A 13880-nucleotide genomic window follows, 5' to 3' on the forward strand; every position below is an offset into this window, starting at 1 on the left:
GCACGGACAGCTCGACCTCCGGACCATGGACTGGCCCTCTCTTCGACTTCCGAGGTGCGCACCGTGCTCGACTCCGCCTTCACGCCGCTCGCGGTGCCGCGGATCGGCGAGACGCCGATCGACCTCCGCGGCGAGGCCGATCGTGCGCGTACCCGCGGGTACGCGGAGGGGTTCGCCGAAGGGCGCCGTATCGCCCTCGAGCAGGCGCGCGTCGAGCAGGAGGAGAACGCGCGCCACATGACGGCGCTGCGGCAGGCGTTCGCGGAGCGCGCGCAGTCGGCGGCGGATGCCGTGCGCGACGCGCAGTCCGCTCTGGCGCAGCGCATCGAGGACGTCGCCTCGCTCGACGCGGCGCTCATCGAGGAGTGGGCCCTGGAACTCGCCGTCGAGATCGTCGGCGTCGAGCTCGCCGACCCCGCGCGGTCCGCCGCGCACGCTCTCCGCCGCGCGCTCGACGCGGTTCCGCAGACCCGTTGGACGCGCGTCGTCTTCAGCGAGCGCGATGTCGTGACCCTGCGGGACGCCGACGCGCTCACGACCATGAGCGACCTCGAGATCACCTCTTCTCCCTCGGTCGACGACGGGGGAGCCATCGTCGACATCGGCGACGGCAGCGTCGATGCCCGCATCGAGCCGGCCTTCGCGCGGGCGCGATCCGCTCTGCGCGGGGTCGACGAGGGGTCCCTGGAGGAGGCGCTGTGACGGTCGCCACGGCATCCTGGCGCCGCGCGCTCGACGCGGCGCGCCCCGAGCGCTCCGGCACGGTGAAGGCCGTCGTGGGTCTCGGCGTCGAGGTGCTCGGCATCGAGGCGGCCGTCGGAGACCGCGTGCGCATCGACACGGTCGACGGCAGCGCCGTGGATGCCGAGATCGTCGCCGTCGACGGCGACGCATCGCGCTGCATGCCCCTCGGTCGGCTGAGCGGCATCACCGCGAGGGCCCGCGTGCGTCATGCCGGCGCGCCGCTGCAGGTGCCCACGGGGCGGTCGCTGCTCGGGAGGGTGCTCGACGGACTCGGTCGCCCGATCGACGGGAAGGGGCCGATCGACGCCGCGGCCGAGCGCGTGTCGCTCGACAACACGCCGCCCAGCATCCTCGACAGACAGCGGATCGATCGCCAGCTGGGGCTGGGCGTGCGGGTGCTCGACACCATGACGCCGGTCGGCACCGGCCAGAGACTCGGACTGTTCGCCGGATCGGGCGTCGGCAAATCCTCGCTGATGTCGATGATCGCGCGCGGCTCGAGCGCGGACGTGAACGTGATCGCCCTCGTCGGCGAGCGCGGCCGCGAGGTGCGGGAGTTCATCGAAGACGACCTCGGCCCCGACGGCCTCGCGCGGTCGGTCGTGGTCGTCGCGACCTCCGACCAGCCGGCGATGGCTCGTCTGCGGTCGGCGTTCGTCGCGACGCGCATCGCCGAGCAGTTCCGCGACGACGGGCTCGACGTCGTGCTCATGATGGATTCGCTCACGCGCGTCGCGATGGCGCAGCGCGAGATCGGTCTGAGCGCGGGCGAGCCTCCGGCCACCCGCGGTTATCCGCCGTCGACGTTCTCGGTTCTCGCGCGTCTCCTGGAGCGCGCCGGCGCGGGCACGAGCGGATCGATCACGGGGCTGTACACCGTGCTCGTCGACGGCGACGACCACAACGAGCCGATCGCGGACGCCGCCCGGGGCATCCTGGACGGCCACGTCGTGCTCGACAGGTCCCTCGCGGTGCGCGGGCACTTCCCGGCGGTCGACGTGCTCGGCTCCGTGTCGCGGGTCGTCTCGAAGATCACCACACCGTCCCAGCGCGAGGATGCCGTGGCGCTGCGCAGCGTGCTCGCCGCCCGACGCTCGGCCAACGACCTCATCGACATCGGCGCCTACCGTCCAGGAGCGAACCCGCTGGTCGACGCCGCGCTCACGAATGAGGCCGCGATCGGCGCGTTCCTCATGCAGAGCATGGACGAGCTCAGCACGTCCGACGATTCCTGGCAGCGGCTGGCTGCCCTCACCGACGTGTTCGGAGGACTGATCCCATGACCTTCTCCCTCTCCGGCCTGCTCCGCGTGCGCGGCGCCCAGGAGCGCATCGCCGCAGAAGAGCTGTCCAGGGCGAGCAGCGAGCGGCACCGGGCGGAGACGGCCGTCCGGGCCGGCGCGGTGAGCCTCTCCGAGATCAGCAGTCAGGTCGACGACGCGGCGACGCTGATGGCGATGGCCGCCGCTCGGGCCGCGGGGCGCAGTGCCCTGGGCGATCTGCAGTCGCTCGCTCAGCTGAGCCGCGAGGCCGAGACGGAGGCGAAGGCCGCGCACGTCGAAGCGCGTCGTGAGCTCAAGGGCCTCGAGCGCCTGGAGACCGCGCACCGGGCGGAGGAGCGCCGCGAGGAGCTCGCCGCCGAGCAGGCCGCTCTCGACGAGATGGCCACCGTCCGCGGACGCCGCCCCGCCGGGAGCGCCGCATGAGCGCCGTGACGCTGACCGACGCACTCCTCGCCGCATCCGCTCCCGTCGAGTCGCCCGGGCGATCGTCGGCCGACGCCGGGTCGCGATTCGGAGACGCCCTCGTAGCGGCGGGCGAGACGTTCTCTGCCGAGCAGGCGTCGTCGGATCCCGTCGACGGGACGACGGACGCGGGCGCGGCATCGGCTCCGGTCGGCGAGGGCGCAGAGGGGGAGAAGGACGCCGGGCTCGTGTCCGCGGCGCTCGCCCTGCTCCTGGCGCTGCCGACGATCGACGGGGGAGAGCCCGCGGCGGAGGAGGCGGACCCGTCGGATGCCGGGGCACCCCTCGCCACAGACGATGCACCTGCGGAATCCGCGCGCCTGGACGGCTCCGCGCCCGAGGCGCACCCGTCCGTATCCGGTCCGTCGTCGATCACCGATCAGACTGCCGCGACGGCTCCGGTCGGCTCCACGACACCGACGTCGGCCGACCCCGCGGCCGATGCGCCCGCCGGGTCTGGCGGTGCGGATGCCGCACGCCCCACGACCCCGGATTCCGATCCGCTCCGCGGCCCGGAGAGGATCTCGGCCGCGTCGTCCCCGCCGGTGCCGACGGCCGCCCCCGCGCCCCGCGTCTCCGGTGACGCCCCCGCGCCCGTCGACGCGGACGCTCGCCGGACGGCCGAGGCCTCGGCATCCTCGGTTCCCGCAGACCGTGCGGTCTCCCTCGATCGTGCGACAGCCGTCGACCGACCCGTGCCCCCCGCAGCATCCGTCCCCTCGGCGGTCGCCGCCGTGTCGCCGGTCGCCGCCCCCACGGCATCCCTCGGGGTCGCGCCGACGGACGCCCCTGCCGACGTGGCGCCAGCCCCTCGCGCTGTCGCGGCCCAGGTGTCGCCGGTCGTCGTCAGCATCGCGCAGCGACCCTCCGGCACCCACCAGCTGACGATGACCGTGAACCCCGACACGCTCGGACCCGTCACCGTGCGCGCGCACATCGGACAGGCGGGCGACGTGCGGGTCGAACTCATCGGAGCGACGGATGCCGGGCGCGACGCGCTCCGCGCCATCGTCACCGACCTGCGGCGCGACCTGGCCGCGGCGATGCCGCACGCCTCGCTGAGCATCGCCCAGGGCGCCGCGTCCGACGCCGGCGCCGACAGCAACGCCCCGCCGTTCGGAGGCGGGGGAGCGGAGGGCGGCAGGTCGAACGGACGCGGCACGGCATCCGACTCCTCCCCGCACGCGCCGCGCCACGAGGCTGCGTCAGCGCCCGTCGCCTCCGCACCGACAGACCGCGACCCGGCCGCCGTCGGCCTCGACATCCTGGCCTGAGAGGACGCCATGACCACGCCCATCACCGCATCCCCCACGATCGACGCGACGAGCTCGATCCACACCGGCAGCACGACCGACCCCGCGGCACGCAAGCAGGTCATGGACGGGGAGGTGTTCCTCAAGCTGCTCGTGACCCAGCTGACGCATCAGGATCCGTCCAACCCCATGGACACCAACGAGATGATCGCCCAGACCACCCAGCTGGCCATGATGGAGCAGCTCACCGCCCTCGCCGCCAACGGCGCCGAGGCGTTCGCCCTGAACATGCGCCAGGCCGCGACCGCGCTCATCGGGCAGGAGGCGTCGTACAAGGACGCCGACGGCAAGGCCGTCACCGGGATCGTCACGAAGGTGTCGTTCGACGGGCCCGTGCCCCAGGTGACCATCGGCGACAAGACCATCGCACTCGACGCCATCACCGGCGTCACCTCCACGACCGCACCGGCCTCCCCGGCCGCCTGACCTCCGTCTCACACAGGAAGAGAGAACTCCATGCTTCGCTCGCTCTACTCCGGGATCTCCGGGCTTCGCTCGCACCAGACGATGCTCGACGTCACCGGCAACAACATCGCCAACGTCAACACCGCCGGCTTCAAGGGCTCGTCCGTGTTGTTCCAGGACTCGCTCTCGCAGCTCATCGGCAACCCCGGCATCCCCGACGACCAGGTCGGCGGACGCAACCCCGCGCAGGTCGGTCTCGGCGTGCAGGTCGCCGGCGTGCGCACCAACTTCGCGCAGGGCTCCGCTCAGGCCACGGGCCGCGGTGGAGACCTCATGATCGCGGGTGACGGCTTCTTCGCCGTCCGCTCGGGCGGCGAGACCCTGTATACCCGTGCCGGAGGCTTCACCTTCGATCCGACCGGCAAGATGGTCACCGCCGACGGCTCGATCGTGCAGGGCTGGGCTGCGCAGAACGGCGTCGTCAACACCGGCGGGGCCGCGGGCAACATCGTGCTCCCGCTCGACGCCGTCGCCCCCGCGATCGCCACCACCGAGGCGACCGTCGCGGGCAACCTGCCGTCGACGGCGGCGACCGGCGACGTGCTCGTGCGCGACGTCACCGTCTACAACGCGCAGGGCACTCCGTCGACGCTGAGCCTGACCTTCACCCGTACCGCCGCCGGATGGGACGTCACCGAGCCGATCAGCGGCGCCACGGGCACCCTGGCCTTCACCGACGGCAAGCAGACCGGGGCCGGTCTCACCCTCGTCGCAGACACCGTGACCGTCGACCTCACCACGGTGACCGGCTACGCGACCCTCTCGACCGTCGCGGTCACCGAGCAGAACGGTGCGGCAGCCGGCACGTTGAAGTCGTACAGCATCACGGGCGACGGCTCCATCGTCGGCACGTTCAGCAACGGCGCGACGCAGACCCTCGCGAAGATCGCGATGGCCGTGTTCGACAACCCCGAGGGGCTCGAGAAGGCCGGCAACTCCTCTTACCGCGCATCCGTGAACTCCGGAGCCGTGCGCATGGGCGAGCCGGGGCAGGCCGGGTTCGGAAACCTCCAGTCGGGATTCCTCGAGATGAGCAACGTCGACCTGTCGCAGGAGTTCACGAACCTCATCGTGGCCCAGCGCGGGTTCCAGGCGAACGCCCGCATCATCACCACGAGCGACGAGGTGCTGCAGGAGCTCACCCAGCTCAAGCGCTGATCCCCGTTCCCGCCCCCGCCGTCCTCTGCCGCCGCCCTCTTACCGCCGACCCACCCCTTTTCGCGCGACCCACCCCTGTTGTGGCCGACGCGAGAGGGGTGGGTCGGCGGAAAGGGGGTGGGTCGGGATTCCCCACTCGCGCGCGATCAGGTCCACGCGGGGCGCTGGGGGCGCAGACCGAACGCCCGGAACCGAGCCTCGGCCGATTCGAGGGTGCGCATGTCGGAGCTGTCGACGCGCACGACGCGCCATCCCGTGACGCCTCGGATCCAGTCCTCGCGCGACTTCTCGTCGAGCAGGACATCTTCCACCGATCGATCGCCGCGCACGCCCGGATCACGGTACTTCGACAGGCCGTCGCACTCGATGAATGTGCGTGCCTCCTCGACGGCGATGTCCATCCAGAACATGCCGCCGTCCGGTGCGGAGATCGGCATCTGCAGAGTCGGCGTCGCGAACCCGAGCTGGTGCAGACGATATCTGGTGACGCTCTCCAACGGGAGCTGAGCGCGTCCATCCGCCAACGCGGTGATCTCCCTCGCCTGCCGTATCCCGCGGGCGCCCGGAGTGCGAGTCCGACGCTCGAGCGAACGCATCACGTCCTCGGCGGCGAGCGCATCGAAGGCCCACGGTTCTCCCGCGATCCGTGCGACTGCCGCGTCCGCGACGGCGAGAGCGGTCTCGCCCGGGACCGTGCGGATCACGTCGTACACGGTGCGGTCGAGGGTCGTGACACGGAGGCCTTCGATCTCCTCGACGTCGACTCCCGGAACAGCGCCCTCGTGCCGCAGGATGCCGGGAACGCTGTGCCGATGATGGGCGCGATCCGCGATGACATGGACCCGCGACGGTACGGTGCGGTAGAGAGGCAGGTTCCAAAGCACCGCGGCGGAGACGTGCGAGAACACGGGCCGTGTGGTCGTGGCCGACCGGGCGACAGCGAGGACTTCGGCTCGATGCCGAGATTCCGGCCAGAGCTCGTCCCACTCGTTGCGGTCGATGAACCACCCGCGGCGCACGCGATGCAGGCGACCTCCTGCCGATGCCGCGCGGATCGTGCGCGGAGTCCATCCGCTGCGCTCGAGATGCCGGCGATCCATGAGGAGATGACCGAGTTCTGTCAGAGACGCGTGCCGCATGCGGCGAGTGTGCCTGCTTCGCGCCGTCATCGGGCCGCTCGCGACGCGATGTGGAGGGGATGCCGTGTGTCCGCATTTTGTGCAGAACAGATGACGAAGGCCGGCGGCCGCCACCGACCCACCCCCTTCTGCGCGACCCACCCCGTAGTGGACGCTCACCAGAGGGGTGGCTCGGGCATAGAGGGGTGGCTCGGGGGTGGAAGGGGGCGCTCGGGGGGCGGAGGGGGCGCCGGGGGTGGAGGGCAGCGTCGTGGTTACCCGCGGCGGGCCTCGTCGCGATAGTCGGAGCAGACTCCCTCCCTCGCCCGTCCGGAGACCCCGAATGATCACCGTCACCCGCCTCGACCACACGAGGTTCGCGGTCAACCCCGACCTCGTGGAGCGCATTCAGGAGTCGCCCGACACGACCCTTCACATGATCGACGGCCACGTCTACGTGATCTCGGAGAGCATGGATGCGGTGATCGACCTGATCGTCACTTATCGCGCGCGGGTGCTGAGCGCGGCGCAGGCGATGACCGGAGCGCCGATCATCGCGCAGCCGGCTGACGGACGGGCCGAGGTCTGATCGTGGATCCCGCATTCATCATCGGCGTCATCGTCGCGTTCGGCGCCCTCGTGGCGATGATCACGATGGAGGGCGCGAGCTTCCAGGCGCTCCTGATCCCCGCGCCGATGATCCTCGTGCTGGGCTCCACCATCGGAGTCGGCATCGCCAGCCACACCCTGCGCGACACGAAGCTCGCCGCCGCCAGCCTCGGACGCATGGTGCGCGGTCCGCGGATGACTCCGGAGGCCGTCATCCCGTTCCTCGTCGGCTATGCCGAGAAGGCCCGCGGCGAAGGCCTGCTCGCGCTCGAGCAGGAGCTCGACGGGGCGCCGGACGACTTCACCCGACAGGCCCTGCAGGCTCTCGCCGACGGCACCGACGCGGAAGACCTCCGCACCGTGATGGACGACGAGATCGAGGCGGCGTCCTCGCGCACCCGCGTCGCAGCCCGATTCTTCGCCTCGCTCGGCGGGTACGCCCCGACGATCGGCATCGTCGGCACGGTCGTGTCGCTGACGCACGTGCTCGAGAAGCTCGACGAGCCCGATCACCTCGGCCCCATGATCGCCGCCGCCTTCGTCGCGACGCTCTGGGGTCTGCTCTCGGCCAACTTCATCTGGAACCCGATCGCCGGCCGTCTGAACCGCATCGGCGCCGTCGAACTCGAGCGCATGACCCTCGTCGCCGAGGGGATGCTCGCGATCCAGGCGGGCAGTGCGCCCCACCTGCTCAAGGAACGTCTCGAGGCCATGTCGACGGTGCGTCCGAAGGAGAAGAAGGCGAAGGCATCGTCCGATCCGCTGGGGGAGGACGCGTGAGCACGGCCCGTCGCGCGCGCGGTCGCGGTCACGCGGACGACTCGCACGACGAGCCGGACGAGCGCTGGGCCGTGTCCTACGCCGACATGGTCACGGTGCTCATGTGCCTGTTCATCGTGCTCTTCGCGGTCTCGAACGTCGATGCGACGAAGTTCGAGCTCCTGGCCAACAGCCTGGCGACCGGGTTCGGCCAGGAGGAGAAGCCGGGCGGAGCGGCCGACACCGCGGAGGGCGTCGTCGTGCCGCCGGAGCTGCGCGACGACGACGGGGTGATCGACCTGCAGGCGCGCGCGAACGCCGAGTACGAGTCGCTGGAGGAGCTCCGCAACCGCATGCTCGAGGCGCTCACCGCGCAAGGGTTGCAGAACACCGTGTCGTTCGTCATCGACGAGCGCGGTCTGCGCGTCGGTCTCGTCGGCGCGGAGACGTTCTTCGGCGACAACAGCACCGCGCTCTCCGGCAAGGCGGATGCCGTGCTCGACTCGATCGGCGACGTGCTCACCTCGGTCGACAACCAGGTGAGCATCGAGGGGCACGCCGACCACCGTGTCTCCGCCTATCCGTTCGCGACGAACTGGGAGCTGTCGGGCGGACGCGCGACCCAGGTCGCCCGCTTCCTCGTCGAGCACGAGGGCATCGCGGGCGCGCGGGTCAAGGCGACCGCGTTCTCCGACACCCGGCCCATCGCCCAGGGAGACGCGCCCGAGGCTCTGGCCAGCAACCGCCGCGTCGACATCGTCGTGGAATCCTCCGAGGAGGACCAGGTGCGAGCCCTCATCCCCGCCCTCGCCTCGGCCGCCGGAACGGGCTGATCCGATGACCACCACCGCTCAGGAGCCCCACATGTCCGCAGCCGTGCTCGACGACCCCGCGACCCGTTACCCGGCTTACGACTTCAGCCGGCCCACCCAGCTCGACCGCGAGAGCACGCGGCACCTCGAGGCCGCGTTCGAGTCCTTCGCGCGCCTGTGGTCGTCGCAGCTCACGGCCAAGGTGCGGGTCAGGGCGCACCTCGCGCTCGAACGGGTCGAGCTCATCTCGTACGAGGAGTACGCGGAGACGTTGCCCGGCACGACCGCCATGGTGGCCGGGTCCCTGCCTGGGCGCGAGGAGCCGTGCGTCGTGCAGTTCGGACTCGACAGCGCACTGCTGTGGGTCGTGCAGATGATGGGCGGGCGCAGCACGTCGCTCCCGGCCGCGCGCACGTTCACGCCGATCGAGCTCGCCCTCGTGCGGCACCTCATGGAGGGCACGTTCGAGCATCTGCACGCCAGCCTCGACGGACTGCTCCCCGGCGAGCCGCGCTTCTCGGCCGTGCACTACAACCCCCAGTACATGCAGGTGATCTCCGCGACGGCGGCCGTGATCGTCGCCAGGTACTCCCTGCGTCTCGGCGACGTGGAGACGACGGCCACGGTGATGCTGCCGGCATCCGCCGTGGTCGACCGCCTCGCCGCGTCCGGTTCCGACGCAGCGACGGCGCACGCCGCCGAGCACACCCTGGAGCAGGTGCGCAACACCCCGCTCGAGGTCACCCTGCGTCTCGCACCGATCACGATCGGAGCAGGAGAGGTGCTGGATCTCGCCCCGGGCGACCTCCTGCGGCTCCCGCACCCCGAGACGCGCCCCTACGAACTCGTCGCAGACCGTACGACCATCGGCTTCGCGACCCCCGGCAGCCGAGGTTCCCGGCTGACCTGCCTGATCACCAGCACCCCCGAGGAGAACCACGCATGAGCACCTTCCACGAGACCGCGGTCGCTGCGGCGATTGCCGGCAGGATGCCGTTCGCCTTCCCCGTCATCCCCGCACCCTCGACCGACCCGGGCGCCGTGGGGGATGCCGTCGCCGTGACCTTCACGGGAACGCCGGGTGCGCGCATCGCGATCCAGGTGGTCGACCCGACCCAGCTCGAGGACGGATCGGCGACCGCGCCGCTCGCCGACCGGCTGCATCCGATCTTCGAGGCCGCCGTGGTGGTGCTCGGCGCAGGCGCTCTGGGCGACGGCGAGCTCGTGCCCGCTGCATCGGTCTTCACGGACGCCGGGACGCAGGTGTTCGACCTGGTCGACGCCGCCGGCGCAGTCGTGGCCCGCGCCGCCGTGCGCATCGACGGGGCGCAGCCGTCGGGATCGGCCGGACCGCAGCGACTCAGCCGCATCGCGGGCGTCGAGATGGAGCTCGTGGTCGAGATAGGACGCACGCGGATGCCGGTGCGAGACGTGCTGTCGCTCGAGCCGGGCCGCGTCGTCGAGCTGGACCGCGCGGCCGGCTCTCCCGCCGACATCAAGCTCAACGGACGGCTGATCGGCCATGGCACGGTCGTGGTCGCCGAGGGTGATTTCGCGATCCGTGTGGAGCGGATCCTCGACGGCGCCGAGGTCGTGTAGCCGTGGACGATCTGCTCGTCGCGGTGCGCGCGATCGTCGCGCTGGCAGCCGTGCTCGGTCTGCTCGTCTTCCTCAGCAAGCGGCTGCAGAAGAGTCAGTCGACGGGCGCGAGCCCCTTCGCCGGGCTCGTGCCCAAGAAGTTCACCGGATTCGCGCGGACGCGTGCGCCCCGGCCCGCCCCGGTGCGCCGCGCCCGTCCGGAGAAGATCACCGTCGTCGCCCGCTCGGGGCTCGGTGGTCGCGCGCAGCTCGTCGTGGCCGAGTTCGGTGGCATCCGCTACGTGCTCGGCGTGACCGAGCAGGGCGTCAGCGTCGTCGACACACAGGAGGCCCCGGTCGCCGAGGACGAGTCCGCCTCGGCTGTGGAGGAGACACCGAGCACCCCTCCCGACGACATCGTCGACCGGGCGCTGCGCTCCGTCGCCTGAGACCGTCGCGCGGGTTACGCTCGGCGCGCTCTGTCGCGATAGTCGTCTGCGAGCACGGATAGCTCGCCCCCTCGGCTACGGATCGGCCACGACACCCATCCTCGGAGTGCCGCCGTGTCCCCAGTCGTGCCCCTCTCCGCGCCGCGTGCGCTCGAGCGGCGCCGGCGTGCGCACGCGCACCGGAGGGTCGTGACCATCGCTCTCGTCGCCGCCGGGCTGGCCGCCGCGATGATCGCGCTCGGGGCGGTGGAGGCGCACGCTGCCGTGTCCTCCGAGACGGGCGACGGCGGCGGTGTCACGATCAACGGCATCAACGGCACGCCGTCCGACAGCATCATGACGCTGCTCGGCATCACCGTCCTCAGCGTCGCACCGGCGCTGCTGCTCATGATGTCGAGCTTCACGAAGATCTTCGTCGTGCTGGCGCTGACCCGGAACGCGCTCTCCCTGCCGTCGATCCCGCCCAACCAGGTGCTCGCCGGTCTCAGCCTGTTCCTGACGCTGTTCATCATGTGGCCGGTGCTCACCGACATCAACGCCGTCGCCGTGAGTCCGTTCACCGCCGGGCAGATCGACTTCGGGCAGGCGTTCGAGCTCGCCCAGGCGCCCCTGCGCGACTGGATGCTGTCGTACACGCGCGAGGAGGACATCGCCCTGATGCACCGCGCGGCCCAGCTCGACAACCCGACCGACGCGGCCAGCATCCCGCTGCAGACCCTCGTGCCGGCGTTCATGATCAGCGAGCTGCGTGCGGCCTTCCTGATCGGGTTCGTCATCTTCGTGCCGTTCCTCGTCATCGATCTCGTCGTGGCCAGCGCCCTCATGTCGATGGGCATGATGATGCTCCCGCCGGTGATGATCTCGCTGCCGTTCAAGATCCTGCTGTTCCTGCTCATCGACGGCTGGGGAATGATCATCACCGCCCTCGTCCAGTCCTACAGCGGGGGCGGCTGATGAGTCCCGAAGCCGTCATCGACATCGGGCAGGCCGCTCTGATCCTCGGCGCGAAGCTGTGCGCACCGCTCCTCATCACGGCGCTCGTCGTGGGATTCGCGATCTCGCTGCTGCAGTCGATCACCCAGGTGCAGGAGATGACGATCTCCTTCGTGCCGAAGCTCGTCGCGGTCGGCATCGCGCTGCTCGTGAGCGGGCACTGGATGATCGCCGAGCTCATCGCCTTCTCGAACGAGATGTTCGCCCGCATCCCCGGCCTGTTGAACGGCGGATGATGAACATCCCCATCGACTTCACGTGGCTCGAGGCCACGGCGCTCGCCTGTGTGCGCATCACGGCGTTCCTCGTGCTGGCGCCGCCGTTCAGCCACGCCACCATCCCGATGCGCATCCGCGCGATGCTGGGCGCCGGTCTCGCCCTCGCGGTCTCACCTGTGGTCACGGTGGGGTACGAGCGCCTCGATACCGGCGGCTTCCTCCTCGCCCTCGTCGGACAGGCTTTCACGGGGGCGCTGCTCGGCTTCCTCGTGATGGTGCTGTTCAGCGCGATCCAGGGAGCCGGTCACCTGGTCGACACGTTCGGCGGCTTCCAGCTGGCGCAGGCGTTCGACCCGGGAATGGCGATCAACGGCGCGCAGTTCACCCGCCTGTTCCAGATGACGGCGCTGCTGCTGCTGTTCGCATCCGACGGGTATCAGCTCGTCCTGGGCGGGCTCTTCCGCTCGTTCGACGCGATCCCGGTCTCCGGTGTCATCGATCTGTCGAGCCCCGCCGAAGCGCTCGTCGGCGCGACCGGCCAGATGATGCTCAGCGCGGTGCAGATCGCCGGACCGCTGCTCATCGTCCTGTTCCTCGCCGACGTCGGTCTCGGTCTCGTCACCAGGGTCGCGCCGGCGCTCAACGCGTTCGCGATGGGCTTCCCCGTGAAGATCGGACTCACGCTGGTGCTGGTCGGTTTCGTGTACGCCGCGCTCCCCAGTGTGGTCGCGGCGATCGCCGAGGACGCCGCCCGGCTGCTCGTGGGGGTGACGCGGTGAGCGACGTCGACACCGGGGAACGCACCGAGAAGGCCACAGAGCAGCGGCTCAGAGATGCGCGTCGCAAGGGCCAGATCGGACGGAGTCAGGACTTCACGGCATGGGTGTGCATCGGGGCCGCGGCCGTGATGATGGTGCCGACGGTCGCCGCGGGAACCCAGGTCACCACCGATCTCTTCCTCCGCGTCTCGCAGGTCGCGCGGAACCCCGCCGACGGAGCCGCGATGGACGCGCTGAGTGCGGCGATCGCGTCGCTCGGGGGAGTGCTGCTGCCGATGCTCCTCGTCGTGCTGCTCGCCACCGCAGCCACCGCGGTCGCCCAGGGCGGGATCCACCTGCGGGGCGTGCCGATGCGGGCCGAGCAGTTCAACATCGTGGCCGGGCTCAAGCGCGTCTTCGGTCGCCAGGCGCTGTGGGAGGGAGTCAAGGCGCTCCTCAAGACGGCCGCGATCGGACTCTCGCTGTGGATCGTGGTGTCCGGCCTCGTGCCCGTGCTCATGGCGAGCGGGAGCCACAACATCACGTGGCTCCTCGAACAGGCTGCCGGGGGAGCGGTCGCACTGCTGCAGGTCGCGGTGGCCGTCGGCATCCTGCTCGCCGCGATCGACGTCGTCGTCGTGATGCGCCGCAACCGTAAGCACACGCACATGACGAAGAAGGAGGCGAAGGACGAGCACAAGAAGAGCGAGGGAGACCCGCTCGTGCGCTCCCAGCGTCGTTCGCGTCAGATCGCGCTGAGCCGCAATCGCATGATCGCCGCCGTCGGCGACAGCGACGTCGTCCTCGTCAACCCGACCCATGTCGCGGTCGCCCTCCGGTACGAACCGGGCAAGTCCGCCCCGCGCGTCGTCGCGAAGGGTGCGGGTGTCGTGGCGCAGAAGATCCGCGAGAAGGCCGAGGAGACGGGTGTGCCGATGGTGCGCGACATCCCGCTTGCGCGGGCGCTGCACTCGGCGTGCGAGCTCGGGCGCGAGATCCCCGAGGAGCTCTACACCGCCGTCGCACAGGTGCTCGCATTCATCGAGCACCTGAAGCGTCGAGGGTCGGCGCGCGGAACCCACACCATGCCGTTCGAGAGCACCCGCGACCGCGGCCTCTGACCCCCGGCGCCTTGTACATCCACCGTCACGAGAGAACGAGA

Annotated in this window: 17 protein-coding genes; 16 read left to right on the plus strand and 1 reads right to left on the minus strand. The window is 70.8% G+C overall.

Annotated elements, in window-relative coordinates:
* Positions 1-54: 54 nt before the first annotated feature.
* From MRBLWO14_RS17250 to MRBLWO14_RS17275, 6 genes are read left to right on the plus strand one after another with little or no spacing between them, the layout of a single operon-like run.
* Positions 55-702: a FliH/SctL family protein gene (locus tag MRBLWO14_RS17250; protein ID WP_341934289.1), complete on the plus strand. Its 648-nt coding sequence runs from the start codon at positions 55-57 to the stop codon at positions 700-702.
* Positions 699-2027 (plus strand): FliI/YscN family ATPase, encoded by a 1329-nt coding sequence (locus tag MRBLWO14_RS17255; protein WP_341934290.1) that lies wholly within the window; start codon positions 699-701, stop codon positions 2025-2027. The genes MRBLWO14_RS17250 and MRBLWO14_RS17255 overlap by 4 nt, the downstream gene beginning before the upstream one ends.
* Positions 2024-2449: a hypothetical protein gene (locus tag MRBLWO14_RS17260; RefSeq protein ID WP_341934291.1), complete on the plus strand. Its 426-nt coding sequence runs from the start codon at positions 2024-2026 to the stop codon at positions 2447-2449. Before MRBLWO14_RS17255 ends, MRBLWO14_RS17260 begins: the two co-directional genes overlap by 4 nt.
* Entirely contained in the window at positions 2446-3762 is a 1317-nt protein-coding gene (locus MRBLWO14_RS17265; RefSeq protein ID WP_341934292.1) for a hypothetical protein, read from the plus strand. Before MRBLWO14_RS17260 ends, MRBLWO14_RS17265 begins: the two co-directional genes overlap by 4 nt.
* Before the next feature lie 9 nt (positions 3763-3771).
* Positions 3772-4227, plus strand: a complete 456-nt coding sequence (locus MRBLWO14_RS17270; RefSeq protein ID WP_341934293.1) for a flagellar hook capping FlgD N-terminal domain-containing protein — start codon at positions 3772-3774, stop codon at positions 4225-4227.
* Between the two features lie 30 nt (positions 4228-4257).
* Positions 4258-5424 carry a flagellar hook protein FlgE gene (locus tag MRBLWO14_RS17275; RefSeq protein WP_341934294.1) on the plus strand — a complete coding sequence of 389 codons (1167 nt, stop codon included), beginning with the start codon at positions 4258-4260 and terminating at the stop codon, positions 5422-5424.
* Positions 5425-5570: 146 nt separating this feature from the next.
* Here MRBLWO14_RS17275 and MRBLWO14_RS17280 read toward each other — a convergent pair whose 3' ends face one another.
* Positions 5571-6563, minus strand: a complete 993-nt coding sequence (locus MRBLWO14_RS17280) for a hypothetical protein (protein WP_341934295.1) — start codon at positions 6561-6563, stop codon at positions 5571-5573.
* A gap of 322 nt (positions 6564-6885) precedes the next feature.
* On the opposite strand from MRBLWO14_RS17280, the gene MRBLWO14_RS17285 reads away from it, so the two are divergent.
* The 10 genes from MRBLWO14_RS17285 (at position 6886) to MRBLWO14_RS17330 (ending at position 13839) form a co-directional block, all read left to right on the plus strand.
* Positions 6886-7131 (plus strand): flagellar FlbD family protein, encoded by a 246-nt coding sequence (locus MRBLWO14_RS17285; RefSeq protein WP_341934296.1) that lies wholly within the window; start codon positions 6886-6888, stop codon positions 7129-7131.
* 2 nt (positions 7132-7133) lie between these two features.
* On the plus strand, positions 7134-7931 hold the full coding sequence (locus tag MRBLWO14_RS17290; protein WP_341934297.1) for a MotA/TolQ/ExbB proton channel family protein: 798 nt from the start codon (positions 7134-7136) through the stop codon (positions 7929-7931).
* Positions 7928-8743: a flagellar motor protein MotB gene (locus MRBLWO14_RS17295; protein WP_341934298.1), complete on the plus strand. Its 816-nt coding sequence runs from the start codon at positions 7928-7930 to the stop codon at positions 8741-8743. The genes MRBLWO14_RS17290 and MRBLWO14_RS17295 overlap by 4 nt, the downstream gene beginning before the upstream one ends.
* Positions 8744-8774: 31 nt before the next feature.
* Entirely contained in the window at positions 8775-9668 is an 894-nt protein-coding gene (locus tag MRBLWO14_RS17300; RefSeq protein WP_341934299.1) for a flagellar motor switch protein FliM, read from the plus strand.
* Positions 9665-10321, plus strand: coding sequence for a FliM/FliN family flagellar motor switch protein (locus MRBLWO14_RS17305; RefSeq protein WP_341934300.1), 657 nt, complete (start codon positions 9665-9667; stop codon positions 10319-10321). Before MRBLWO14_RS17300 ends, MRBLWO14_RS17305 begins: the two co-directional genes overlap by 4 nt.
* A gap of 2 nt (positions 10322-10323) precedes the next feature.
* Positions 10324-10749 carry a flagellar biosynthetic protein FliO gene (locus tag MRBLWO14_RS17310; protein WP_341934301.1) on the plus strand — a complete coding sequence of 142 codons (426 nt, stop codon included), beginning with the start codon at positions 10324-10326 and terminating at the stop codon, positions 10747-10749.
* Positions 10750-10977: 228 nt separating this feature from the next.
* Positions 10978-11703: a flagellar type III secretion system pore protein FliP gene (gene fliP, locus MRBLWO14_RS17315; protein WP_341936227.1), complete on the plus strand. Its 726-nt coding sequence runs from the start codon at positions 10978-10980 to the stop codon at positions 11701-11703.
* Positions 11703-11978, plus strand: a complete 276-nt coding sequence (fliQ, locus tag MRBLWO14_RS17320) for a flagellar biosynthesis protein FliQ (RefSeq protein ID WP_096715435.1) — start codon at positions 11703-11705, stop codon at positions 11976-11978. The genes fliP and fliQ overlap by 1 nt, the downstream gene beginning before the upstream one ends.
* On the plus strand, positions 11978-12739 hold the full coding sequence (locus tag MRBLWO14_RS17325) for a flagellar biosynthetic protein FliR (RefSeq protein WP_341936228.1): 762 nt from the start codon (positions 11978-11980) through the stop codon (positions 12737-12739). The genes fliQ and MRBLWO14_RS17325 overlap by 1 nt, the downstream gene beginning before the upstream one ends.
* Positions 12736-13839: an EscU/YscU/HrcU family type III secretion system export apparatus switch protein gene (locus tag MRBLWO14_RS17330; RefSeq protein WP_341934302.1), complete on the plus strand. Its 1104-nt coding sequence runs from the start codon at positions 12736-12738 to the stop codon at positions 13837-13839. The genes MRBLWO14_RS17325 and MRBLWO14_RS17330 overlap by 4 nt, the downstream gene beginning before the upstream one ends.
* Positions 13840-13880: the final 41 nt, after the last annotated feature.

It is taken from the genome of Microbacterium sp. LWO14-1.2 (genome assembly GCF_038397715.1).
GTDB lineage: Bacteria > Actinomycetota > Actinomycetes > Actinomycetales > Microbacteriaceae > Microbacterium.